This is a genomic window from Pseudomonas sp. NPDC007930, from assembly GCF_042958985.1.
Classification (GTDB): Bacteria; Pseudomonadota; Gammaproteobacteria; order Pseudomonadales; family Pseudomonadaceae; genus Aquipseudomonas.
Genome location: NZ_JBIBKC010000013.1, coordinates 1 through 23,075, shown reverse-complemented (window position 1 = coordinate 23,075; position 23,075 = coordinate 1). Strand labels below are relative to the sequence as shown.

Genomic DNA, 23,075 nt, shown 5'->3' with positions numbered 1-23,075 from the left:
CGATTGCATCGTGCCGCGGTCCCATCCAGAGCCCCCCAACCATAGGGAGGGTTAGCCGGACCGGGCACACCATAACCAGGGGATACCCATGCCATTGAAGCGCACATTCAACCTACTGACCTTGGGCGTATCGTTGGGCCTGAGCCAACTGGCGCTGGCCGCGGCGGTCGATGACCAGAGTGAGGCCAAGGGTTTTATCGACGGCGCCAGCGCCAAGCTGTTGCTGCGCAATTACTACTTCAACCGCGACGGCCGAGACGGCGCGGTCGACCGCAAGGACTGGACCCAGGCCGTGATGGCCAACATCAGCTCGGGCTTCACCCAAGGCACTGTCGGCGTGGGCGTGGACGCCTACGGCTACTGGGGCCTGCGCCTGGACGGCGGCGCCGGCACCTCCGGCACCGGAAACCTGCCAGCCCGCAACGATGGCTCGCCGGAGTCCGAATACGGCACCGCCGGCGGCGCGATCAAACTGCGGGTGTCGAAAACCGAACTGCGCTACGGCAACCTGCAGCCCACCGCGCCCGTGTTCGCCGCCGGCGGCTCGCGCCTGCTGCCGCAAACCGCCACCGGCTTCAACCTGCTCTCCAGCGAAATCGACGGGCTCGACCTCGACGCCGGGCACTTCACCGGCAGCAACGGCCCGGTCACCACCAACAACGACCACGACCTGTGGGCCTCGTACGCTAACGTGACCGGCAAGAGCATGGACTACCTGGGCGGCAAGTACACCGTCAACGACGCGCTGCAGTTGGGGCTGTACGCCTCGGAGTTCAAGGACATCTGGCGCCAGTACTACGGCAACGTGAACTACACCCTGGCACTGCCCAGCGAGCAGTCGGTGAACTTCGACTTCAACCTGTACCGCACCCTGGATGAGGGCCAGGCCAAGGCCGGCCCGATCGACAACACCACCTGGTCGCTGGCGGCGGCGTACAGCTTCCTCACCGCGCACACCTTCACCCTGGCCTACCAGAAGGTGCACGGAGATACCCCCTTCGACTACGTGGCTTTCGGCAACAATGGCGGCGGCGACACCGCCGACTCGATCTTCCTCGCCAACTCCGTGCAGTACTCGGACTTCAACGGCCCGGGCGAGCGCTCCTGGCAGGCCCGCTATGACCTGAACATGGCCAGCTATGGCGTGGCCGGGTTGTCGTTCATGCTGCGTTACATCCATGGCGACAACATCGACGGCAGCCACATCGCTGCAACCGACCCGTATGCCGCCTATGGCTATGGCGACGACGGCAAGCACCATGAAACCAACCTCGAGGCCAAGTACGTGGTGCAGTCCGGGCCGGTCAAGGACCTTTCCCTGCGCATGCGCCAGTCGTGGCACCGGGGTAACGCCGACCAGGCCGAAGGCGACCAGAACGAGTTCCGGTTGATCGTCGACTACCCGATTTCCATCCTCTAGCGCCCCCGCCACCCGCGCCTGGCGGGTGGCACTTTGTTGCCTTTTATCACTTTGCGATTTATCTGATAGGGCCACCCACCCAATATCCCTTACAGTGCCGGCGCGTTTACCGGAGTAGTTTCTACTATTCTGAAAGTTCAGCCAGGCCTGGCCTGTTGGCACTGTGCGCCACGCGCGAAATTCAATTTTCAACGCACTTCAGGTTGAAAGTCTTTTCTACGCCGCGGGCGCCTTGCCGCTTCTCAGTGCAAGCTTCAAGGGACAGAATGATGAGCGTAACGTTGACAAGCGAGGCCATCCGGGTGGCGTTGCTCGATGATCATGAATTGATTCTCGAAGGTATGGCCCAGGCCCTGCGCAATGACCCGCAGATCCACATCGTCGGCGCGTTCAGCCGCAGCGTGGAGCTGTTCGACACGCTTGCCGGGCAACCGGTGGATGTGATTCTCACCGACTTTTCGCTGTCGCCCAACGAGAACGACGGTGTCAATCTCATCCGCCAGATCAACCGGCGTTTTACCGCCAGCCAGTGCATCGTGATCTCCGCGTTGCACACGCCGGCGATGGTGTCGTTGGCGCTCAAGGCTGGGGCTCGGGGGTTCTACGGCAAGGAGTTGCCGATCGAGGCGTTGCGCGATGCCGTGCATGCGGTGCACCAAGGTGAAGTGTGGGTCAGCGAGGCCATGCGTGAGCGCCTGGGCGAGGCGTCGGTGGTGTGCGCGCCGTTGGGCGACGAACTGCCCGCCTATGAGCCGCCCTTGGTCAACGTGGCGCTGGCTTCGCTGACCCCGCGCGAAAAAGAAGTGCTGCGTTGTTTGTTGCAAGGCATGACCGTAACCGATATTGCCGCCAAGTTTTCCCGCAGTATCAAAACCATCAGCGCGCAAAAACAGTCGGCGTTTCACAAGTTGGGCATCGTCAATAATAACGAGTTGTTCAAAAACAGCGCACAGTTGGGCTTTACTCCGTGATCCGCTGGGGCTGGTGGTTGTGGCTAAGTTGCGCCGCCTTCAGCCTGCCGGCCGCCGCCACGGTGTTCAGCGACGACGAACAGGCGTGGATGGCGGCGCACCCGGTGGTGCGTTATGCAATCAACCCCAACTGGCCATTGGAATATGTGCGCGCGGGCGAGCATCAAGGCCTGACCCGCGCCTACATCGACCAGGTCGCGCAACTGACCGGCTTGCGCTTCGAGCGGGTGCCCAGCCGCAGTTGGGACGAAACCGTGCGCAAGCTGCGCAGCGGCGAGCTCGATCTCGCCTCGGCGGTGTCGGTGCGCCTGGCCGGCGACCGGGTGCTCGACCAACTGCGCCTGAGCGACCCGTTTTTCGTGGGCGCCACGGTGATCATCGCGCGCCAGGACGCGCCGCTGATGTTCAGCCCGCAAAAGCTTCGCGGGCAAACCGTGGCGGTGCGCCGCAGTGGCGGCTACGAGCAGTACCTGCGCGGCGCCTGCCCTGACATCACCCTGTTGCCCTTCGACCGCGCCGACCAGGCCCTGGAAGCCGTCGCCAGCGGCCAGGCCTACGCCGCGGTGGGCCTCGACCTGATCCTGCAACCGGCGATGCGCCGGCACTTTCCCGAAGCCCTGCGCATCGCCGGGGTGCTGGCCGACATGCCGGTGGTGCTGAGCATGGGCGTAGGCCCGCGCAATGAAGTGCTGCAGAACATCCTCGACAAAGCTCTGGCGCAGATCACCGGCGCCCAGCGTAATGAGATCGAGGCGCGCTGGGTCGACAGCGGCGAGTTGGGCAAGCCGACCTTGGCGGCGATCCTTCAGCACCGCTGGCCCGAGGCCGCGGCGGTACTGGCGGTGCTCTTGGCGCTGGCTTGGCTGGCCCGCCACGCGCGCCAGGCGCAGCGCGTGGCCCAGGCCAGCGAGCGCGCGACCTCGAGCTTTCTGGCGGTGATGAGCCATGAAATTCGCACGCCGATGAACGCCGTGCAGGCGTCGCTCGAGCTGCTGCGGCGCACGCCGCTCAACCCCAGCCAAGGCAACCTGGTGAACCTCGCCAACGACTCCTCCAGCGCCTTGCTCGAACTGCTCGACGATGTGCTGGATGTGTCCCGGCTCGAAGCACGCAAGCTTGAGCTCAACCCGCAGCCCACCGATGTACTGCGTTTGCTGGAATCGGTGGCGGATATTCACCGCCTGCGCGCCGAGAGCAAGGCGGTGGCGTTGCGCCTGAACACCCAGGCGCTGGCCGGCCAGGAGGTGATGACGCTAGACCCGGTACGGCTGCGCCAGGTGCTGTCGAACCTGTTATCCAATGCGGTGAAGTTCACCGACCATGGCCACATCGAAGTGGCCGCGCGGCTGCGCCCCGGGCCGCGCCTGCAGGTGGTGGTCAGCGACACCGGCATCGGCATTGCCGCCGACCAGCAGGCGCGGCTGTTTCAGGCCTTCAGCCAGGTCGCGGCCTACAGCGCGCGCAGTTATGGCGGCAGCGGCCTGGGCCTGGCGATCTGCAAGCAACTGCTGCAACTGATGGGGGGTGAGATTCAACTGTACAGCCAGCCGGGCCAGGGCAGCGAGTTCAGCTTCAGCCTGCCGGTGCAGGCGCTGGCCCCCGCCAGTAGCCTGGTGCCCGCCGAGCCGTGCGTCGAGGCCGGCGCCAGCGCGCCCTCGGGCGCGCGGCTGCTGGTGATTGAAGACCACCCGGTCAACCGCCACGCCCTGGGCCTGCAACTCGATGCCTTGGGTTACGCCTATGTGATGGTCGCCGACGGCCTGCTCGGCCTCGCCCGCCTCGAGGCCGGTGAAGGGTTCACCGCGGTGCTGCTGGACTGCTACCTGCCAGAGGTCGACGGCTACGAAGTCGCCCGGCGCATACGCCGCCAGGAAGCCGAGCGCGGCGCGCCGCGGCTGCCGATCATCGCCATCTCCGCCGCCACCGACGAGCGCCACCGCAGCCGCGCGCTGGAAGCCGGCATGGACGCGATCCTGAGCAAGCCGCTGCGCCTCGAGCCGCTGCGCGAGCAACTCGCCCATTGGGCCAAGGCCCCGGTTGCCCCCGCGCCGGCGGCCAGCGGGCTGGCGGCGATGTTCGTGCGCAGCGGCGAGCAAGACCTGGCGGCGCTGCGCCAAGCGCTCGCGCAGCACGACTGGGCCAAGGCCCGCTACCATGCGCACCGTATCTTCGGCGCGGCCTTGATGCTCAAGGCCAGCGCCGTGGCCGCCTGCGCGGAAGTGATCGAGACGGGCCTGGCCGCCGAGCCGGCGCAGCCCCCAGCCGAGGCCGAACTCAGCGCCCTGCGCCAGGCGCTGCGCGATTACGCTTCAAACCCCTAGCCAATACAGGCAGAGCGACAGGCTGAGCAACGACAGCAAGGTCGAGAGCAGGATGCTCCGTGACACCACCCCGGCTTCGCGCTGGTAATACTCAGCCAGCATGAACGGCCCGGTGCCGGTGGGCAACGCGCTGAGCAGCAGCGCGGCGTGGGCCCACAGCGGCGGCAAGGCAAACACCCGGTAGGCCAGCCAGGCGGTCAACGCCGGCTGCGCCAGCAACTTGATCACCACCAACGGCCAGGCCCCGGCTTGCCGGCCTTGCTGTTTTTGCGCCAGGAACAGCCCCAGGGAAATCAACGCGCACGGCGTGGTGGCGGTGGCGAGCATGTCGAGAAAGTGCAGCACGGGCGTGGCCAGGCCCAGCCCGGTGGCGGCCCAGCAGGCGCCGACGATCGGTGACACCACCAAAGGGTTGCGCGCCAGCGCCTTCAACACGGTGAACAGCGCGCGGCCGAGGTGCTTCTCCTGCTGCAGGCCCACCTCGATGCACACCACGGCGATGGCGAACAGCACGCAGACCACGATCAGCGAGGCGATCAGCGCCGGTTCCAGGCCCGCCTGGCCAAACACCAACAGGCACAACGGGATGCCGATGTAGCCGGTGTTGGCATAGCCGGCACTGAGGCCGTCGATGCTCGCCTCGACCAGGTGGTGGCCTTGCCACAGCCGCCACAGCACGGTGGCGGCGAAGGTCAGCAGGCAGCCGGCGCTGAACGACAACACAAACCCCGGCTGCCAGATCTGCGCCCAGGTGGTGGTGGCGGTGACCTTGAACAACAACGCTGGCAGGCACAGCCAGACCACCATGCGGTTGATTTCCGACGCCGCGGTGGCCCCCAGGCGCTCATAGCGCCGGCACAGGTAACCCACCAGGATCAAGGCGAAAATCGGCAATACGACAGCAACGACGGTGTGCATGCAAAGGCTCTGCGGCGGGGATCAAAGCCGCCAAGCCTACCGCCGGGCGGCGCGGGCGTCCATTAATTAGTGAGCCAGCTATCGGTATCGGCGGGGTTACCGCGCCGGCTCGATCGGGTCGAACTCGGCATGCCAGTACAGCAGGTACTCGGCGTGGTAGCGCGGGTCCATCAGCGCCATGTAGGCCCCCCGCGCCTGCTCGCGGATCGGCCCCAGGCGCTGGTTCAGCGCGGCAATCAAGGCTTTGCCCTCCGGGCTATTGGCGCAGCCGAAGCGCCCACGCAAAAACGGTGGCGCGCCCTTGATCGGGAAGCTCTCCAGCGCCGGCGCATTGCGGTGGCTTTGGCTGTAGTAGGTGATCTCGTTGGGGAACGCCAGTACCCCGTCGAGGCCGCGTTCATGCCGCGCCAGCATGTCGAACAGCCCGCTCAATTGGTCACGGGAGAACCGCCGGTAGAGGTTGTCCTGGTCTGCGTAGCGCTCCAGCGCCGCATCAACCCCGGCGCCAAACCGCCGCCCACCGAGCACGCCGAGATGAAAACCGCTACCCAGCAGCGCTTCGAGGTCCACCGGTTCATCGGCGCCGCCGGGCGGCACCTGGCCGGCCGGCAACAACAGCCGGGGCGGCATGAACAGCACGTAGGGTTCGCTGAACACCATATAGCGTTCGCGGTCGGGGGTTTTCACGAAGGCCGAGAAGCACAGGTCTGGGTGGCTCTGGATTTCCCTCTCGATGCGCACGTAATTGACCGGCAGCGGCTCCAGCCGGGTGGCGTAATCGGGCAGCGCGGCGATCGCCAGGCGGGTGGCCACATCACCGATCCCCCGGCCCTTGCGCGGGCCGTCGAGGATAAACACCGGCGGGTAATCCATGGTCAGCCAGCGCACGCCGCCGGAGGGGGCAGGGGCGGCGTAGGCCAGGGCAGGGAGCACGGACATCAAGCTGCACAGCAGCACACGGCGAACAGTCATTATGGCCTCGGCAGGCTTTTTGCCAGTGTGCTCCGCCAGGCCAAGCGCTGCCAATCACCGCTCATCTTCTTGGCTGGCCAGCGCGCCCAGGCACTCACGCAGGCGCACCTGCAAATGCGGCACTGCCGCCGGGTGGTCGATGAAAGCGTCGGTGCCCAGCACCGCCCAGCGCTGGCCCTCGTCACCGAAGCGCACCTGGTCGAAGGTACCCGGGGCGACCCGGGCGACGAAGAACCAGGTCGGCAGGCTGGTATGGGCATGCCCGGGGTAGGCCCGCGCCAGTACCACGCTGCTGGGCGCAATGCGCAGGCTGAATTCCTCGGTGGTTTCCCGCAGGGCGCAAGCCAGCGGGGTTTCCTCACCCTCGCGGCCACCGCCGGGCAGGTCCCACAGGCCGGGCCAGGGGATGCCGGGCTTGGCGTCGCGTTGGTAGGCCAGCACCTGGCCTTGGCAAAGCAGGGCGATCTTGGCGCCGGAGAAGGGTTCGCTGGGCATGCAGAGCTCCTGTTCGAGTGGGGGATTGTAGGTGGGTTTCAGGGCCCGGCATGCCACCGCAGATAGCCGCAACACTCCGAAACCCAATTGCAATAGGGCAACCCGGCGTTGGCGGCTAAGCTTCGGCGCCTATCCCGATGATGGAGTTCCCGATGCAAGCACTACCCCCCATCACCCGCGTGGTCACCGGGCACGATGCCGATGGTAAGGCCGTGGTCTCGAGCCAAGGCCCTGTGCCCGGGCAGTTTCCGATTCCGGCGATTCCGGGCATGCATTTTCAGGAAGTGTGGAACAGCCAGGGCCTACCGGTGGTGCTGGATAACGCCACCGACCCAACCCACAAGCCACTGCAGTTGGCGCCCCGGCCGGCGGGCAGCTTGATCCGCGTGGTCGACATCCCGCCAGACAGCGTGCTGGCCGAGGTCAGCGATGCCGCCCTGGCCGCCACCTTCGCCGCGGTCGGGCACGGCGGCGAGGCCCGCGACACCCGCCGGCACAAGCTGATGCATCGCACCCAAAGCCTGGACTACGGCATTCTCGTGCAAGGTGAGTTGTGGCTAATGTTGGACGGCGAAGACGTGCGCCTGCGCCCGGGCGACATCGTGGTTCAGCGTGGCACCCAACACGCCTGGAGCAACCGCACCGACGCGATGGCCAGGATCGTGTTCGTGCTGTACGACGGCTACTACGCCGAAGAGGAGGCGCAAGGCCCAGCCGCGAACGCAGCCGCCCCTGGCCCCCGCACATAATCCACGAACGCCCTCAGCGGCGCCGGTAACAGGCGCCGCCCAGGGTAGTACAAAAACGGCCCGGAAAACCGCGGCCACCATGCCTCCAGCACCGGCACCAGGGCGCCGCTGGCCAGGTGCGGGCGCAGCCAGTCTTCGAACAGGTAAACCAGGCCACTGCCGGCGATGGCCATCTCCACCAGCAACTCCGAGCCACCGCCGATCTGCACCTCCAGCGGGCCCTTGGCCTCGACCATGATCACCTGGCCGTGCTGCTCGAACTCCCAGTTCGGCCGCACCCCGCTGGAAAACCGCCCGCACAGGCAGGCATGTTGCATCAACTCATGGGGGTGTTGCGGCGCGCCATGGAGGGCCAGGTAGGCGGGCGCGGCGGCCACGGCGAAGCGCTGCTGGCGTGGGCCGATCGGCACGGCGACCATGTCTTGTTCAAGGCGTTCTTCGTAGCGAATGCCAGCGTCGCAGCCGCTGGCCAGCACGTCGACGAAGCGGTCGTCGGCGGTCACCTGCACCTGGATGTGCGGGTAGGCCGCCAAAAAGCCTGGCAGCAACTTGGGCAGCACCAGCCGCGCGGCCACCACCGGCACGTTCAGCTTGAGCGTGCCGCTGGGCTGGTCGCGAAAACCGTTGAGTACGTCCAGCGCGCTGTGCACCTCACCCAGCGCCGGGGCCACGCGGCTGAGCAACTGCGCCCCGGCTTCGGTCAACGACACACTGCGGGTACTGCGGTGCAACAGCCGCACGCCCAGCTCGGCCTCGAGGCGGCGCAGCGCGTCGGACAACTTCGAGGCGCTGCCGCCACTGCGCCGGGCGGCGTCGCGAAAGCCCTGGGCCTGGGCCACGGCGATAAATGCGTGCAAGTCATTCAGGTCGATGTTCATTGTTCGCTAATCCGTACAGCCTGTGCGCACTATAGCGGATTATCGTGCAGCGCCGGCGCCCCTATAGTGGCTTCACACCCACTGGAGGCACTGACCATGAACACCCGCACTTACCGTTTAGGCGACCGCGACGTTCGCCGCCTGGGCTACGGCGCCATGCAACTGGCCGGCCCCGGCGTGTTCGGCCCACCGAAAGACCCGGCCGCCGCCCTGGCGGTACTGCGCGAGGCGATTGCGCTGGGCGTAGACCACATCGACACCTCGGACTTCTACGGCCCGTTCGTCACCAACCGGTTGATCCGCGAAGCCCTGCACCCGTACCCGGCCGGCTTGACCCTGGTCACCAAGGTCAGCGCCCGCCGCGGTGAAGACGGCAGCTGGCTGCCGGCGCTGAGCCCGGCCGAACTGACCGAAGCGGTGCACAGCAACCTGCGCCACCTGGGCCTGGAGCAACTGCCAGTGGTCAACCTGCGCAGCATGCACGGCATCCACGGCCCGGAAGAAGGCTCGATCGCCGAAGCCGTCGGCACCCTGGCGCGGTTGCGCGAGCAGGGCCTGATCGGCCATGTGGGCGTGAGTAACGTCACCCCCACCCAGGTGGCCGAAGCCCGTGCCATTGTGCCGATCGCCTGCGTGCAGAACTTCTACAACCTGGTGAACCGCGCGGACGACGCCCTGATCGACCAACTCGCCGCCGATGGCATCGCTTACGTGCCGTTCTTCCCGCTGGGCGGCTTCAGCCCGCTGCAGTCGGAGGGGTTGAACCGCATCGCCGCGGAGCTGGAGGCCACGCCGATGCAGGTGGCGATTGCCTGGTTGCTGCAACGCTCGCCGAACATCCTGTTGATCCCCGGCACCTCCCAGGTCGCCCACCTGCGGCAGAACCTCGCCGCCGCCGAACTGGTACTGCCGGCCGGCGCCGTCAGCCAGCTCAACGCGCTGGCCTAGGCCGCCTGCGACAGCGGCCGCGCCACCTTCTCAAGAGACTGGCGTTCGGCCGCCACACCCCAGCGTGCCTGCACCAGGCCGGCGGCGATCATCAGCGCGGCGCCGATCAGGTAGCCAATGAACACGTTGCCGCGGTCGTGGCTTTCGATCAGTTGGCCAAACAGGGTGGGCCCGACGATCCCGCCCAGGCCGGTGCCAAAGGCATAGAACACCGCGATGGCGAGGGCGCGGATCTCCAGCGGGAAGGTTTCCGCCACGGTCAGGTAGGCTGAGCTGGCCGCCGCCGAGGCGAAGAAGAAAATCACCATCCAGGCGATGGTCTGCTGGATCACGTCCAGCACCCCTTGCTGGAACAGGTAGCCGCTCACCGCCAGCAGCACCCCGGAGAGGATGTACGTGCTGCTGATCATCACCTTGCGCCCGACCACGTCGAACAACCGCCCCAGCAGCAACGGCCCGCAGAAGTTACCCAGGGCGAACGGCAGCACGTACCAGCCGATGTGCGCCGAGGGCACGTTGTAGAAGTCGGTCAGTACCAGCGCATAGGTGAAGAAGATCGCGTTATAGAAGAACGCCTGGGCGGTGAGAAGGGTGAGGCCGACGATCGCCCGCAGCCGGTGCACTACGAACAGGCTATTGAACACCTCACCCAGCGGGGTGTGGTCGCGCGCATGCAGGCGCAGCGGCGGTTCGGTCAGCGGCGGCAGTTCGTGGCCCTGGTCGCGGAAGGCTTTTTCGATGTTCTCGACGATGCGCTGGGCTTCCTCGGGCTGGTTGTGGATCATCAGCCAGCGCGGGCTTTCCGGCACCCACAGGCGCATCACCATGATCACCAGGCCCAACGCCGCGCCGATGCCGAAGCACAGCCGCCAGCCGAGGTCCCCGCTGACCACGTTGGGGTCGAGCAGCACGATCGAGCCAAACGCCCCCAGCGCCGCGCCCACCCAGAAGGTGCCGTTGATGGTCAGGTCGACCCAGCCGCGAAAGCGCGCCGGGGTGAACTCCTGGATGGTCGAGTTGATCGCGGTGTACTCCCCGCCAATGCCAGCGCCGGTCAGGAAACGGAAAAACAGGAAGCTCCACAGGTTCCAGGAAAACGCCGTGAGCAGGGTGGCGCCGATGTAAACGAACAGGGTGATGAAGAACAGCTTGCGCCGGCCCAGGCGGTCGGTCAGCCAGCCGAAAAACAACGCCCCAAGTACCGCCCCGGCGATGTAGGCGCCACCGGCCAGGCCGATGTCAGCGTTACTCAAGTGCAGCGCGGGGCTGTCTTTCAGCGCCCCAGACACAGACCCGGCGAGGGTCACCTCCAGCCCGTCGAGCAGCCAGGTGATGCCCAGCGCGATCACCAACAGGGTGTGGAAGCGCCCCCAGGGCAGGCGGTCGAGGCGGGCGGGCAGGTCGGTTTCGTAGATCCGTTCATCCGTGGCGCCGCTGGAGGCGGGCAGTTCACGCGTGGTCATGGGCGCGGTCCTTGTTGTTCTGCGTATTCACTGTGAATCACCGCTGGCGCGTGGAGTTCCGCTGCAAGGTATAAATGGATCCTCTTTGCACTTTCTGGGTTGGCCACGGTCGCTGTTATTGCAACGCATAACAACAGCACACCAAAGGACAGCAAGGAGAGCGCGATGGTCATTCACCGCAGAGCAGGGTTGAGTGTGTTACTGCCGCTGGCGATGGCCGTGCCCATGGACGCCCACGGCTGGGAATTCAAGGGGTACGGGCGGGTCGGCACTGGCGGCGCCACCAGTGGCGGCACCCAGCAGTGTTTCCAACTGCCGGGCGCGCCGATGAAGTACCGCCTGGGCAACGAGTGCGAAACCTACTGGGAGCTGGAGCTGGCCCAGGACCTTTACCGCGGTGACGACGGCAGCGTGGTGCGGGTGGGCGGCATGGCCAGCCTGTACGAGCCGTTGAACCATTTGCCGACGTTCGTCGGCGACGACGGCCGGGTGCGCCTGCCGCAGTTGTACGCCGGCTGGCAATCGCCGCTGTTCAATGGCGGCACGCTGTGGGCCGGGCGGCGCTATTACAAGCGCCACGACATCCACATCGGCGACTTCTACTACTGGAATCCCAGCGGCGAAGGCGTGGGCCTTGAGGACTACCAGTTCGCCGGGCACCTGTTCAGCTACTCGATCACCCGCGAAGACACCACTGACCAGCCCGACAAGGCCACCCGCCATGACTTCAACGTCGGCGCCTGGCAGGTCAACCACAACGGCTTCATTGAGCTGGGCGCCAGCTATATCGACAAGGCCAGCCACGTGGAGAACAGCCACAGCGGCTGGTCGCTGACGGTCGAGCACAACCAGGAACAATTCTTCGGCGGGCAGAACCGCTTCGTGGTGCAGTATGGCGAAGGCCCGGGCATCGGCCTGGGGCAAACCGGCGACCTTACCGCCTCGCGCCAGACCACCAGCTGGCGGGTGCTGGAATCCCCACGCTGGCAGGTGACCGACAACTTTGGCGGGCAACTGCTGGCGCTGATCCAGAAAACCCAGGCGCCGAACAACCAAGGGCTGACCTGGACGTCCTTCGGCGTGCGGCCCTCGTATGCCTTCAGCGAGCACTTCAAGCTGGTCGCCGAGTACGGCCACGATCAGATCAAGCCCGATGCCGGCGGCACCCGCAAACTCGACAAGTTCACCCTCGCCCCCACCTGGGCGGTGGGCGGCAAGGCGTTTTTGGCGCGGCCGGAGGTGCGCCTGTACTACACCTACGCGAAATGGAACCGCGCCGCGCAACTGGCGGCCGAGGATGACACCGCGCTGTCGGCCACCGGGGCCTATGGCTCGGCGCTGCATGGGTCGAACATGGGGGTGCAACTGGAGACCTGGTGGTAACGCGTGTAGGGCGGCTTTACCGAGCTACACCGAGCAAAGCGCCCTCAAATCCCCAACTTGCGGCGCATCCGGCTCGCCGCATCCGGCTGCTGTTCTTCACGGTCACGCAGCGCCTGGATGTAGTTCTCGCGGGTGCGCATGATGTGCTTGCTTAGCAGCGTGGCCAGGGGCCCGTCGCGGCGTTGTTCGACCAGTTCGACGATGCGCTCGTGGTCGGCCATCGAGCGGCCGGGCTCGTGGCGCGCGCGGTTGGCCAGGTGGGTACGCAGGGTGGCCACCCGGCCCAGGGTGCTGGCGTAGGCGGCGTGCAGGTAGCGGTTCTCGCAGTGCAGGAAGAACGCCTGGTGAAACCGCGTGTCATGCCGCCCGTAGGCCGCCATGTCGCCCTCGGCCACGGCCTGGCGCAGCCCTTCGAGGGTGGCGGCCATGGCCTGGTGCAAGGCTTCGGGCGCGCGGGCCAGGGCCAGGCGCATGGCGGCGGTTTCAAGCACCACGCGGTGCTCGCACAACTCGGTGATGTCTTGCTCGTTGGGGTTGAACACGTAGGTGCCGGATTTCGGCACGATGCTCACCAGGCCTTGCGCCTCCAGTAGCGCCAGGGCCTCGCGCACTGGCGTACGGCTGACCGCGAACGCCGCCGCCAGGCCCTCTTCGGAGAGCGCTTCACCGAGGCCGAAACGCCCCGAGACGATGGCCTCGCGGACCTGCTCGGCCAGGCGGTGGGCCAGGGGTTTGTGTTCACTGCGCGGTTTCATCGCAAGGCCTGTAACAGAGGTGCCGTGCATGATAGCGGCCTGGCCTAGTCGCGCCTAGCCGGCAGGCTCAGGCACACCAGCGCGCCCAGCAGCGGGAAGGCGCCGAGCACCACCAGCGCCAGGGTAAAGCTGCCCGACGCCTCCTTCAGCACCCCCACCAGAAACGGCCCGGAAAAGCCGCCCAACTGGGCAAAGCCGTTGATCGCCGCCAGCCCCGCGGCCGCCGCGCTACCGCTGAGAAACTGCGCGGGCAGGGTCCAGAACACCCCCAGCGTGGCCCAGAGGAAGAACGCCGCCCCGCACAGCACCACAAAGCCCAGGTACGGCGAGGGCAGCAGCGCGCTGACGATCAACAGGCCACCGCCGAGGGCGCCGGCCGCGGCGGTGTGCAGCTTGCGCTCGCCGCTGCGGTCCGAGCTGCGCGCGATCGCCAGCAGGCCGATGGCGGCGAACACGAACGGGATCGCCGAGACCAGGCCGATCTGCTGGGTGCTCAGCCCGCCAAGGCTGCGGATGATCTGCGGCAGCCACAGCACCACGCCGTAGATGGCGATGCCGTTGAGCATGTAGACAAGGGTCAGGCGCAGCACGCGGCTGTCTTTGAACAGCGCCTTGAGCCCGTGCAGGCTGTGCGGGGTTTCCTCGGCCTGGTCGCGGGCCAGCTCGCCGAGCAGCCAGGCTTTTTCGTCGTCGGCCAGCCAGCGGCAGTTGGCGGGCTTGTCGACCAGGTAAAACAGCGTGACCACCCCCAGCAGCACCGCCGGGATGCCCTCGAGGATGAACATCCACTGCCAGCCGGCCAGGCCCAGCCAGGCGTGGGTGCTGGCCATCAACCAGCCCGACAGCGGCGCGCCGATCACCGACGACAACACCGTGGCGGTCATGAAGCCGGCCACCGCGCGGCCGCGCTCGCGGCGCGGGAACCAGTAGGTGAGGTACAGCAGCACCCCCGGGGCGAACCCAGCCTCGGCCACCCCCAGCAAAAAGCGCAGCAGATAGAAGCTGTAGGGCCCCTGGATCAGCGCCATGGCGCAGCTGACCAAGCCCCAGGTGACGAGAATCCGCGCAATCCAGATGCGCGGGCCAACCCGGTGCAGGATCAGGTTGCTCGGCACCTCGAAAAGCATGTAGCCGAGAAAGAAGATACCGGCGCCAAAGCCGAACACCTGCGCCGACAGGCCCAGGTCGCTGTTCATCTGCAACGCGGCGAAGCTCACGTTGACCCGGTCGATGTAGTTGACGATGAACAGCAAAAAGCAGAACAGCACGATACGCAGGTGCAGCTTGCGCATTACGCGGTCGCGCAGGCCGGCGGTGGCCGTGGGCAGGGACAGGCTGGTGGGCATTTGTTGTTCTCCAGGCCGCATCGGCATCGAGGCCGGCGGTTGTTTTATTGTTTGTTGCATACTAGCTTATGTATCCTAGTTGCACATAACAACAACACGAGGAATGCCATGAAAGCTTCCACCCGCCTGGCCCAGCGCCTGCGCGAACCGGGCATGGTCGTTGCCCCGGGGTGCCACGATGCACTTGGCGCGCGCATCATCGAACAAGCCGGTTTCGGCGCCGTCTACATGACCGGCAATGGCCTTTCGGCCAGCCTGCTCGGCGCGCCCGACATCGGCCTGCTGACCCTCACTGAAATGGTCGCCCGCGGCCGCGCCATCGCCCAGGCCATCGAGGTGCCGCTGATCGCCGACGCCGACACCGGCTACGGCAACCTCAACAACGTGCAGCGCACCATCCGCGAATACGAAGCCGCCGGGGTTGCCGCGGTGCACCTCGAAGACCAGGTCACCCCGAAAAAATGCGGCGCCATGAACGGCCTGGCGCTGGTCAGCGCCGAAGAACACGCCGACAAGATCCGCGCCGCCATCGCCGCCCGCAGCAGCGAAGACTTCCTGATCATCGGCCGCTCTGACGCGCGCCTGCCCAACGGCTTTGCCGATGCGTTGAAGCGCGGCCAACTGTACGCCGAGGCCGGGGCCGACCTGGTGCTACTGGAAATGCTCCAGAGTGAGGCGGAAATGCGCGAGGCGATCGCCAGTATCGACGCCCCGCTGGTGTTCAACTTCGTTGAGCACAAGGTGCCGCCGCTGAGCGTGGCGCAGTTCGAGGCGCTGGGCTTCAAGCTGCTCAACTACCCGGTGGCCTCGACCTTGGCCTACGCGCGGATGATGCGCGACTTCGCCCAGGCCATCGCCCGCGACGGCACCACCCTGGGCAGCGCGCCGGCGCAGTTGGCGCTGCATGACTACGAACAGATCCTCGGCCTTAACGCCTACCACTGACAAAAGGGCAACCCCATGAGCACCCCTTATACCCAACTGGCCGTGGCCATCACTGGCGGCGCCCAAGGCATCGGCCGGCGCATCGGCGAGCGGCTGGCCGCCCTCGGCGCCCGGGTGGCGCTGATCGACCGCAACCTGGCGCAGGCCGAAGCCAGCGCCGCCGAACTGCGCGCCGCCGGTTTCGAGGCCATCGCCGTGGGCGCTGACGTGACCCGCGCGGCCGACTGCGCGCAGATGGTCGCCGCCACCGTCGAGGCGTTCGGCCGCCTCGACCTGATGGTGTGCAATGCCGGGATCATCCAGGTCAAGCCGTTCATGGAGATCACCGAAGCCGACTGGGACCCAACCTTCGCGGTCAACGTCAAGGGCTTGTTCTTCACCCTGCAGGCCGCCGCCCGGCAGATGCGCGAACAGCCGCCGCTGGCCGCCGGCCGCCCGCGCGGGAAAATCGTCACCCTGAGCTCGATCGCCGGGCGCTACGGCGCCGGGCCCATGGCCCCGGTGATCCCCCATTACCGCGCGAGCAAGGCGGCGGTGATCAGCATCACCCAGTCGGCGGCCTACACCCTGGCCCCGGACATCACCGTGAACGCCGTGTGCCCAGGCCTGGTGGAAACCGACATGTGGCAGCAGATCGACCGCGAGTGGTCCACACTCGAAGGCTGGAACAACGGCGAAGCGTGGAAGCGCCGCACCGCGGCGGTGCCGCTGGGGCGCCCGCAAAGCGCCGACGACGTAGCCGGGATGGTCGAGTTTCTGGCCGGCCCGGCCGCCGACTACATGACCGGCCAGGCGCTGAACATCGACGGCGGCCTGGCCATGAACTGACCCAGCGCGGTACCCGCATTACCCACTGAACAATAACAATACCGAGGGTAACACCATGAACCCGCACGCCCTGACCGGCGCCGGCGCGCCCAGCCCGGCCCTGCAATCGGCCCTTCGCCGCGCCCGCCGGCGCCTGGTGCCGTTCCTGATCCTGATGTACCTGCTGGCGTACCTCGACCGCTCCAACGTCGCCTACGCCAAGCAGGCGTTGCAGGCCACCACTGGCGTCAGCGAGGCGGCCTTCGCCTTTGGCGCGGGGATCTTCTTCATCGGCTATGCGCTGTTCGAGGTGCCCAGCAACCTGATCCTGCATCGGGTCGGGGCCAAGGTCTGGCTGGCGCGGATCATGGTCACCTGGGGCTTGCTGGCGGCGTGCATGGCGTTTGCCTACACCGACACGATCTTCTCGACGCTGCGGTTTTTCCTCGGCCTGGCCGAGGCCGGGTTCTTTCCGGGGGTGATTCTGTACCTCACGTTCTGGTTCCCGGCCCGTGAGCGCGGGGCGATCCTCGGCCTGTTCTACCTCAGCCAGCCGTTGTGCTTCGTGCTCGGCGGGCCGCTGTCGGGCCTACTGCTCGACATCGACGGGCTGTTCGGCCTGCACGGCTGGCAGTTGATGTTCATCGTCGAGGGCCTGGCCGCGGCGGTGGTGGGGGTGTGGGCGTACTTTTACCTCACCCGCGGGCCCGACGAGGCCCACTGGATGCCCGAGGAAGAACGCCAGGCGCTGGCCACGGCCCTCGCCGAAGAGCGCCGGCTGAAGGCCGAGCAGGGCACGGTGCACCTGGGCAAGGCCTTCCGTGACCCGCTGGTGGTGCACTTTGCCGCCACTTACTTCTGCATTGCGATGTGTGGCTACGGCGTGGCGTTCTACCTGCCGGCGCAGATCAGCGCCTTGCTCGGCATGAAGGTCGGCTTGCAGGTCAGCCTGGTGGCGAGCATCCCCTGGCTGTGCGCCTTTGGCGCCTGCCTGTTCTGGCCGGGGCTGGCCAGCCGCACCGGCAAGCGCCGCACGCTGGCGGTGATCTCGCTGCTGTGCGCCGGCCTGGGCATGATCGCCGCCGGTTATGCCACGCCGTTGCTGGCCGTGGCGCTGCTGTGCGTGTCGGTGGCCGGGTTGATCAGCGCCCAGCCGATCTTCTGGACCTTCCCCACCGGTTACCTCGGCGGCCTGGCCGCGGCCGGCGGGATTGCCCTGATCAACGCCATCGGCAACCTCGGCGGTTTCGTCGCGCCAAGCCTGAAGGTGATTGCCGAGGCCCAGACCGGCACCGCCGCGGCGGGCTTCTGGGTGATCGGCGGCGGCGCCCTGGTGGCGGCGCTGTTGGTCACCCTCATACCGAAACGGGCAGACCCTGCCCATGTGGCCACCGAACAAGGAGTACTGCATGAACGCGCACCAACCTGACCCCGTGCAGGGGCTGATCGAGCAACTGCGCGGCTGGCTGGGTGAACGCCTGTCGACCCGCCCAGCCGAGCGTGAGCAGCACGGCCGCGGTGAATCCTGGCACGCCACGCAACCCCCGGACGCCGTGTGCTACCTCGAAACCACCGAAGAGGTGGCGCGGGTGGTCAAGGCTTGCGCGGCGCTTGGCGTGGCGGTGATCCCGTTCGGCGCCGGCACCTCGCTGGAGGGCCACGTCGGCGCGCTGCGCGGCGGCATCTGCATCGACCTGTCGCGGATGAACCAGGTGCTCGCGGTGCGCCCGGATGACCTGGACGTGACCGTCCAGGCCGGGGTCACCCGCCAACAGTTGAACATTGAGCTGCGCGCCACCGGGTTGTTCTTTCCCATCGACCCGGGCGGCGAGAGCACCCTGGGCGGGATGGCCGCCACCCGCGCCTCGGGCACCAACGCCGTGCGCTACGGCACCATGCGCGAGAACGTGCTCAACCTCACGGTGGTGACCGCCAGCGGCGAGATCATCCGCACCGCCCGGCGCGCGCGCAAATCCGCCGCCGGCTACGACCTGACCCGGCTGTTCGTCGGTTCCGAAGGCACCCTCGGGGTAATCACCGAGGTGACCTTGCGCCTGTACGGCGTACCCGAGGTGACCCAGGCCGCGGTGTGCACTTTCCCCAGCGTGGCGGCGGCGGTGAGCACGGTGGTGCAGGTGATCCAGTACGGCATCCCGGTGGCGCGGGTGGAGCTGCTCGACGCGCGCACGGTGATGGCGGTCAACCGCTTCTCGCACCTGGGCCTGGAAGAGGCGCCGACGCTGTTCTTCGAGTTCAGCGGCGCGCCGGCGGCGGTGGCCGAGCAGGTGGAGCAGGCCCAGGCCCTGGCCGAAGGCAATGGCGCCGCCGGGTTTGTCGCCGCCGCCGACGCCGAGGCGCGCAACCGCCTGTGGAAGGCCCGGCACAACGTGCACTACGCCTTCCAGGCCATGCGCCCGAACGGCAAGGTGTGGAGCACCGATGTGTGCGTGCCGATCTCGGCGCTGACCGAGTGCATCGCGCAAACCGAGCAGGACATCCTCCAGGCGTCGTTTTTCATGTCGATGGTGGGGCATGTGGGCGACGGCAACTTCCACCTGGGGCTGGTGGTCGACCCGTCGAACCCGGCCGAACTGCTGGAGGCCGAGGCCATCAACGAACGCCTGGTGCACCGCGCCATTGCCCTGGACGGCACCGCCACCGGCGAGCATGGCATCGGCAGCGGCAAGATCAAGTTCATGGCCCTGGAGCATGGCGCGGCGGTAGCGACCATGCAGGCGATCAAGCAGGCGCTGGACCCGCAGGGGATCATGAACCCCGGGAAGGTGTTGCCGGGTTAACCCCGTGCCCAGCTTTCAGGGCCCCTCGCCCGGCGCAGCCGGAGTGCCGGACCACGGCCTCCCACCAGATTTGTGTGGCGTCTGATTTCCTAGGCAACACAGAACCCGTGGCCGGCTGTGCCGTAAGGCTGTTCACCGCTAAATCCTAGGTACAAAGCCTTGATCTCTCCCTGGGGTTTTACCGAGCGCATGATCTGACTGGCCTATCGCCCGGCACAGCCGGCCTCCCACCAGATTTGTGTAAGTACTTGATTTACGGGACAACACACACCCCGTGGGAGGCCGGCTGTGCCGGGCGAAGGGCCGGCAAGGGTTAACCCCGCTTTGCGCCACGCCGCCGCGCCAGCATCGCCTGCAACAGCTCCGCATGGTTGGCCGGCAGGTACAGTTGGTCGCGCACGCGGGTCATGGCGGTGTAGAGCAGCGCCAGTTGCTGGCCCAGTTCGCGGTCGGTGCTGGCCGCGGCGTGGCCGTAGAGGTCTTCGGTCAGGGCCAGGCTGCTGAACTCGAAGTTGCGCACATCGCGCACCAGCGCCACCCGGTAGCCACTGGCGGCGGGGAGGTCCCGCGGTGCGAGCAGGCTGTACCAGGGCTTGAGGTGGCTGTGGTCGTGGTGGCTGGCCAGCCACTGGGTCACGCGCAAGAAGCTTGGGCAGGCCGCCTTGGCCACGTGCAGTTGGTCCCAACTGCGGTAGCGGGCGAGGTCCGCGCGGTGCGAGCGCACGTCGCTGCGAAACAGCCGGGCGGCATCCGGCACCAGGCTCAGCAGTTCATCCGGCCCGCTGGCCACCACCTGGCAGCGCACCCCGGCGCTGGCCAGCCGTTGCACCCAGTCCCACATCCCCCAGTGGTCTTTCACCAGGATCAGCGTGGGCTGCTCGGGAATGCCCAGGGCTGGGTAGGGGTGCAGTTGGGTCAGGCGCGTGCGGTTGCCCTCGAAGGGCGCGTCGAGGCTGCCCGGGTAGGCTTCGATCAGCGGGTTGACGAGGTCTTGCAGGGCCACCCCGGCGCGCAGCGACAGGTGCATGTCGCGGTGGCGGATGTTGGCATCGTGCCGCAGCGCCACGCCGTTGAGGTTCTGGTAACGGTCGCCCAGGGTGATCACCGCCTGCGGGCTGCGGTCGAGAATCTGCAGCAGCGGCGCGGTGAGGTCGTGGCCTTCGTCGATCAGCACATGGCTGTAGCGCGCGTCGATCACCTCGGCGGACAGCGCCATGCGTTTGATCCAGTGCGCCGCGCGGATCGGCAGGCTGATGCCGGCCTGGGGCGGTTGGAACAGCGCGTCCCACAGGCGCCGGGCATGCTGCACCAGCACCCGCCGCTCGGCCTCGCCGAGCCAGCCATAGGCCTTGGGAATGTGCGCCAGGTCCAACACGTCATCGCGCGAGGCGCAGTACTTGATCACCGCGCCGCGGCAAATGGCCGCCACCTGGGTCGGGGTGTACGGGTGCACCTCGGGCAGGGCCAGCAGTTGCGCCACGTCTTGGGTGGTCATGCTGTAGTCGGGGCGGCTGCGATGGGGCGCGAAGGCCCAGCCCAGCGCGCGTTCCACGCTGCCGGCGGCCAGCGCGAGAAAGGTCGCGGTGTGGGCCTCGGGGAAGCGCTCGCGGATCGGCGCCAGTTTGGCCTCGGTGTCGGCCAGGAACAGGCAGCGGGCCTGGCCGAGGTGCTCGAGGATGGCGCTGAGCAAATGGGTTTTGCCGGTGCCGGCGTGGGCCTGGGCCTCGACCGATTCGTCGGGGTTGGCCTGCAGGGTTTGCAGCAGCCGCAACTGGTGATCGCTGACCGCCAGCGCCCGGCCACTGGCGGTGTGGTAGGTGTGGCGCAGCGGGGTTTCACGCTCGGCGAACTGCGCGGCGTAGTCGTAATCCCATTGGCCGTCGGCCTGCAAATAGGCCTGGCGGTCGACCGCGGCCTGGTCCATCAGGGCAATGCCATAGGCACTGGAGAGCAACAGCCCATGGCTGAACGCGCCACGCTCGAAGTGCTCGGCGAGGGCGCCTTCGAGCTGTGCGGTGTGCTGCCGCAACAGCCCGGCGAACTGGCGCTCGAGCACCAGCGCGGTGGGCCGCGAACGGTGCAGCACCGGCAGGTGTTGCAGGAACAGCAGCGCCGCCACTTCGCAGCGGGCCAGGCGTTGGTCGGCGGGTTGCGCGCCTTGCGCCAGGGCAGTGGCGAGGGCGTCGCTGAGCGGCAGGTACCAGGCGGGAACAGTCACGTATTGCACTCACGGTTGGCGGAGGCGCACAGGGTGCAGAGCCGGCGCGGCCCAGGCAAGCGCTGCATTATTGACAAATGTGTTCGGCAAGGCTTTGGCTAAGCAAAACATAGGTGAAATCTATTGTAACACTTCACTTGCCGGCGCTACCGTAATGCCCTCAGCCGCCCACCCGCCAGGTTCTGTGTGACGTTCAAGCTCCCTACCACGGCCACTGCGCCGTTCTGCCCGTCGGCGGTGGCCGACAGCGTGCCGATCCCGGCCAATGCCGGCCTACTGAAGAAACTGCTGCTGTTCATGGGCCCTGGCCTGATGATTTCGGTGGGCTACATGGACCCCGGCAACTGGGCCACGGCCATCGAGGCCGGCTCGCGCTTTGGCTATGCCTTGCTGTTTGTCGTGGTGCTGGCCAGCCTGGCCGGGATGGCTTTGCAAAACCTCTGCTCACGGCTGGCCATCGCCACCGGGCGGGACCTGGCGCAACTGCAGGCCGAGCGGTATTCGCGCCCGGTTGCCACCGGCCAATGGCTGCTGGCGGAGTTGTCGATCCTCGCCACCGACCTCGCCGAGGTGCTCGGCGCGGCCTTGGCGTTTCATTTGTTGCTGGGTGTATCGATGACCTGGGGCATCGTCCTCACGGCCTTCGACACACTGTTGGTGCTGGCCTTGCAAGGCGCTAAGTTCCGCCGCCTCGAGGCCATCGTGCTGGGCCTGATCGGCACCATTGGCGGGTGTTTTTTCATTGAGCTGGTGCTGGTCAAACCCTACTGGCCAGACGTCGCGGCCGGGCTCAAGCCCAGTTGGGAGGTGCTCAGTGGCCAGGCGCCGCTGTACCTGGCGATTGGCATCCTCGGCGCCACGGTGATGCCGCACAACCTGTACCTGCACTCCTCGGTGGTGCAAACCCGAGTCAACGGCGACAGCCCGCAGGCACGGCGCAGCGCGGTGCGCTTCGCGCGCCTCGACACCATCGCCTCGCTGAGCCTGGCGCTGCTGATCAACGCCGCGATCCTGATCCTCGCCGCCACCGCCTTCCATGGCAGCGGCAACAGCGTGACCGAGATCCAGGACGCCTACCACCTGCTCGACCCGCTGGTGGGCGGCACCCTGGCCAGCCTGCTGTTCGGCATCGCCTTGCTCGCCTCCGGGCAAAGCTCGACCTTTACCGGAACGATCGCCGGGCAGGTGGTGCTCGAAGGCTTTTTGCAGGCGAAGATCCCGTGCTGGAAGCGCCGGTTGATCACCCGCGCCATGGCCCTGCTGCCGGCGTTCATCGGCGTGGCCTGGTTGGGCGATGCGGCGGTGGGCAAGCTGCTGGTGCTGAGCCAGGTGGTGCTCAGCCTGCAATTGCCGTTCGCCTTGTGGCCGTTGATTCGCTTCACCAGCGACCGCGCGCTGATGGGCGAATTCGCCAACAACCTCGCCACCCGGGTGCTGGCCTGGGGGCTGTTTGGCTTGATCAGCGCGGCGAACGTGGCGTTGTTGTTTTTGTTGTAGGCGAGGAGGGCCCATCGCCCGGCACAGCCGGAGTGCCGGACCACGGCCTCCCACGGGTTCTGTGTTGTCCCGTAAATCAAGTACTTACATAAATCTCGTGGGAGTCGCCCCGCCGCCAAGGCGCCGCGCTGTCGCGCAGCAAACAGGGGGCGCACGGCATTCGAGCCAAGGTGATCCGACCTGATTAAAAG

Annotated in this window: 19 protein-coding genes; 11 read left to right on the top strand and 8 right to left on the bottom strand. The window is 67.0% G+C overall.

Annotation, left to right across the window (positions count from 1 at the left end):
* Positions 1 to 88 precede the first annotated feature (88 nt).
* The 3 genes from ACFZCE_RS21440 (at position 89) to ACFZCE_RS21430 (ending at position 4,712) form a co-directional block, all read left to right on the top strand.
* Positions 89 to 1,420, top strand: a complete 1,332-nt coding sequence (locus tag ACFZCE_RS21440; protein ID WP_390942531.1) for an OprD family outer membrane porin — start codon at positions 89 to 91, stop codon at positions 1,418 to 1,420.
* Between the two features lie 269 nt (positions 1,421 to 1,689).
* Positions 1,690 to 2,391 (top strand): response regulator, encoded by a 702-nt coding sequence (locus tag ACFZCE_RS21435; RefSeq protein WP_390942530.1) that lies wholly within the window; start codon positions 1,690 to 1,692, stop codon positions 2,389 to 2,391.
* A complete protein-coding gene (locus ACFZCE_RS21430; RefSeq protein ID WP_390942529.1) occupies positions 2,388 to 4,712 on the top strand; it encodes an ATP-binding protein in 2,325 nt (774 codons plus the stop codon). The genes ACFZCE_RS21435 and ACFZCE_RS21430 overlap by 4 nt, the downstream gene beginning before the upstream one ends.
* Here ACFZCE_RS21430 and ACFZCE_RS21425 read toward each other — a convergent pair.
* The 3 genes from ACFZCE_RS21425 to ACFZCE_RS21415 all read right to left on the bottom strand — a co-directional run bounded on the left by ACFZCE_RS21425 (position 4,701) and on the right by ACFZCE_RS21415 (position 7,097).
* Entirely contained in the window at positions 4,701 to 5,630 is a 930-nt protein-coding gene (locus tag ACFZCE_RS21425; RefSeq protein ID WP_390942528.1) for an AEC family transporter, read from the bottom strand. The two genes, ACFZCE_RS21430 and ACFZCE_RS21425, sit on opposite strands and share 12 nt — an antisense overlap.
* Before the next feature lie 96 nt (positions 5,631 to 5,726).
* Positions 5,727 to 6,602 carry a hypothetical protein gene (locus ACFZCE_RS21420; RefSeq protein ID WP_390942527.1) on the bottom strand — a complete coding sequence of 292 codons (876 nt, stop codon included), beginning with the start codon at positions 6,600 to 6,602 and terminating at the stop codon, positions 5,727 to 5,729.
* Positions 6,603 to 6,656: 54 nt separating this feature from the next.
* Positions 6,657 to 7,097 carry an NUDIX domain-containing protein gene (locus ACFZCE_RS21415; protein ID WP_390942526.1) on the bottom strand — a complete coding sequence of 147 codons (441 nt, stop codon included), beginning with the start codon at positions 7,095 to 7,097 and terminating at the stop codon, positions 6,657 to 6,659.
* A 152-nt stretch (positions 7,098 to 7,249) separates the two neighbouring features.
* Between ACFZCE_RS21415 and ACFZCE_RS21410 the strand changes: the two genes are divergently transcribed.
* Entirely contained in the window at positions 7,250 to 7,846 is a 597-nt protein-coding gene (locus ACFZCE_RS21410; RefSeq protein ID WP_390942525.1) for a cupin domain-containing protein, read from the top strand.
* Here the strand turns inward: ACFZCE_RS21410 and ACFZCE_RS21405 are convergent.
* Positions 7,783 to 8,724 (bottom strand): LysR substrate-binding domain-containing protein, encoded by a 942-nt coding sequence (locus ACFZCE_RS21405; protein WP_390942524.1) that lies wholly within the window; start codon positions 8,722 to 8,724, stop codon positions 7,783 to 7,785. The two genes, ACFZCE_RS21410 and ACFZCE_RS21405, sit on opposite strands and share 64 nt — an antisense overlap.
* Positions 8,725 to 8,820: 96 nt before the next feature.
* Here ACFZCE_RS21405 and ACFZCE_RS21400 point away from each other — a divergent pair, with 96 nt between their 5' ends.
* Positions 8,821 to 9,672, top strand: coding sequence for an oxidoreductase (locus tag ACFZCE_RS21400; protein WP_390942523.1), 852 nt, complete (start codon positions 8,821 to 8,823; stop codon positions 9,670 to 9,672).
* Here the strand turns inward: ACFZCE_RS21400 and ACFZCE_RS21395 are convergent.
* Positions 9,669 to 11,135 carry an MFS transporter gene (locus tag ACFZCE_RS21395; protein WP_390942522.1) on the bottom strand — a complete coding sequence of 489 codons (1,467 nt, stop codon included), beginning with the start codon at positions 11,133 to 11,135 and terminating at the stop codon, positions 9,669 to 9,671. The genes ACFZCE_RS21400 and ACFZCE_RS21395 overlap by 4 nt on opposite strands.
* Before the next feature lie 165 nt (positions 11,136 to 11,300).
* Here ACFZCE_RS21395 and ACFZCE_RS21390 point away from each other — a divergent pair, with 165 nt between their 5' ends.
* Positions 11,301 to 12,518: a carbohydrate porin gene (locus tag ACFZCE_RS21390; RefSeq protein ID WP_390942521.1), complete on the top strand. Its 1,218-nt coding sequence runs from the start codon at positions 11,301 to 11,303 to the stop codon at positions 12,516 to 12,518.
* 44 nt (positions 12,519 to 12,562) lie between these two features.
* Here ACFZCE_RS21390 and ACFZCE_RS21385 read toward each other — a convergent pair whose 3' ends face one another.
* Together ACFZCE_RS21385 and ACFZCE_RS21380 are read right to left on the bottom strand one after the other, a co-directional pair.
* The gene (locus ACFZCE_RS21385) at positions 12,563 to 13,273 is read right to left on the bottom strand and encodes a GntR family transcriptional regulator (protein ID WP_390942520.1); all 711 of its coding nucleotides are present in this window, start codon (positions 13,271 to 13,273) and stop codon (positions 12,563 to 12,565) included.
* Between the two features lie 44 nt (positions 13,274 to 13,317).
* Positions 13,318 to 14,619 (bottom strand): MFS transporter, encoded by a 1,302-nt coding sequence (locus tag ACFZCE_RS21380; protein ID WP_390942519.1) that lies wholly within the window; start codon positions 14,617 to 14,619, stop codon positions 13,318 to 13,320.
* A 108-nt stretch (positions 14,620 to 14,727) separates the two neighbouring features.
* Here ACFZCE_RS21380 and ACFZCE_RS21375 point away from each other — a divergent pair, with 108 nt between their 5' ends.
* From ACFZCE_RS21375 to ACFZCE_RS21360, 4 genes are read left to right on the top strand one after another with little or no spacing between them, the layout of a single operon-like run.
* Entirely contained in the window at positions 14,728 to 15,564 is an 837-nt protein-coding gene (locus tag ACFZCE_RS21375; protein ID WP_390942518.1) for an isocitrate lyase/phosphoenolpyruvate mutase family protein, read from the top strand.
* 15 nt (positions 15,565 to 15,579) lie between these two features.
* Complete coding sequence (locus ACFZCE_RS21370) at positions 15,580 to 16,392, top strand: SDR family oxidoreductase (protein ID WP_390942517.1); 813 nt, start codon at positions 15,580 to 15,582, stop codon at positions 16,390 to 16,392.
* Positions 16,393 to 16,447: 55 nt separating this feature from the next.
* Positions 16,448 to 17,800, top strand: coding sequence for an MFS transporter (locus tag ACFZCE_RS21365; protein WP_390942516.1), 1,353 nt, complete (start codon positions 16,448 to 16,450; stop codon positions 17,798 to 17,800).
* Positions 17,781 to 19,169, top strand: coding sequence for an FAD-linked oxidase C-terminal domain-containing protein (locus ACFZCE_RS21360; RefSeq protein ID WP_390942515.1), 1,389 nt, complete (start codon positions 17,781 to 17,783; stop codon positions 19,167 to 19,169). Before ACFZCE_RS21365 ends, ACFZCE_RS21360 begins: the two co-directional genes overlap by 20 nt.
* Before the next feature lie 313 nt (positions 19,170 to 19,482).
* Here ACFZCE_RS21360 and ACFZCE_RS21355 read toward each other — a convergent pair whose 3' ends face one another.
* Complete coding sequence (locus tag ACFZCE_RS21355; RefSeq protein WP_390942514.1) at positions 19,483 to 21,387, bottom strand: hypothetical protein; 1,905 nt, start codon at positions 21,385 to 21,387, stop codon at positions 19,483 to 19,485.
* A 186-nt stretch (positions 21,388 to 21,573) separates the two neighbouring features.
* Between ACFZCE_RS21355 and ACFZCE_RS21350 the strand changes: the two genes are divergently transcribed.
* Positions 21,574 to 22,884, top strand: a complete 1,311-nt coding sequence (locus tag ACFZCE_RS21350) for an Nramp family divalent metal transporter (RefSeq protein WP_390942513.1) — start codon at positions 21,574 to 21,576, stop codon at positions 22,882 to 22,884.
* Positions 22,885 to 23,075 lie beyond the last annotated feature (191 nt).